The organism is Bartonella sp. AC10YNML, from assembly GCF_042196825.1.
GTDB lineage: Bacteria > Pseudomonadota > Alphaproteobacteria > Rhizobiales > Rhizobiaceae > Bartonella.
The window spans coordinates 1-1,014 of the sequence record NZ_JBHIRA010000060.1 but is presented as its reverse complement, the minus strand read 5'-3'; the positions used below and the strand labels follow the sequence as shown (position 1 = coordinate 1,014).

At 34.8% G+C, this 1,014-nt stretch carries 2 protein-coding genes; both read left to right on the top strand.

Annotated elements, in window-relative coordinates:
* Nucleotides 1-135, top strand: a 135-nt coding sequence (locus ACFINA_RS09615) for a TrwH protein (RefSeq protein ID WP_375614940.1), incomplete at its 5' end; no start/stop codon positions are given.
* Nucleotides 132-908, top strand: coding sequence for a type IV secretion system protein (locus tag ACFINA_RS09610; protein WP_375615522.1), 777 nt, complete (start codon nt 132-134; stop codon nt 906-908). The genes ACFINA_RS09615 and ACFINA_RS09610, both read left to right, overlap by 4 nt.
* The last annotated feature ends 106 nt before the right edge of the window (nt 909-1,014 follow it).

Here is a 1,014-nt window from a genome sequence, read left to right as displayed (position 1 = left end):
ATCATTCTTATAATTTTGATTGCAAACCTTTTATCGGCTTGTGCATTAGCACCAAAGCTAAAACAGCCCAATGATAGAAACCGCGTGCCTATTAATAAAACAATCCCTGCCGAAATCAAGCGAGGAGACAGATGAAAAAGCGATTTATTATAACAGGAATGATTACCCTTTTGGGGATGATAAATTTAACTCTAACATCTAATTTTAGTTGGGGTTCTGAGAATAAGGATTCAACTGCCCAAACTCTTTTGCCTTTTTCAAAAGAAGAATATCTGAAAATTATTGAGTTGTTAAAACAACAAATTACAACAAACGAAAACCAGATCGAAAACGCGAAAAAAATCCATCAGTCTATAACAGAAAGTGTAAAAGAGCAAATGAACATCTTACAAAAAAGAGCATTATTAGACAGAAACAATGTCCATTTTTTGCAAGATCTGCTCTACCAACCCCCCCACGAAAACTACAGAAGGAATGTAGACATAATCCACAGGCATGGTTATATAGAACCCTTTATAACTGCGGTTAAGGGCGAAGATATGAGGGCCATCTTCTCGGCATTGCCGCAGAAGAGAATATACAATATAATTAATACACGTCTTAACTATAATGGAATTATCGAGAAAGCCGTAAGTTTGCAGGCTTTCCAAGACGCAGAGAAGCGCTTTACACAAATTGCTGATTTCTTAAATGATATAGATAAAACAACAAATTTGAGAGAAGTTTTCGAGTTGCAAACACGCATTAAGAGCATGTCATCCATGCTCCAAAATGAATACACAAAGTTACAAATGGTCAGAAATTTAAGCAACAATGAAGAGACTCTTATCGATGTACAAAAACGCCTATTGTATAAAAGAATTATAAACTCTGCCAACAAAAAAATCCCCCAAATAAGATTGAACTAATAAAACTCTTTACAACATTGACTTTTTTCATGAAAACAAAAGCCACTGTAGAAGGTTCAGTACTCTCTGAACAATCAAGAGAGACACAAATATTTTATCAAAGCCA

Excerpts from the sequence above, each read along its gene's own strand:
- ACFINA_RS09610 (WP_375615522.1), top strand. The coding sequence starts at position 132 with ATGAAAAAGCGATTTATTATAACAGGAATGATTACCCTTTTGGGGATG.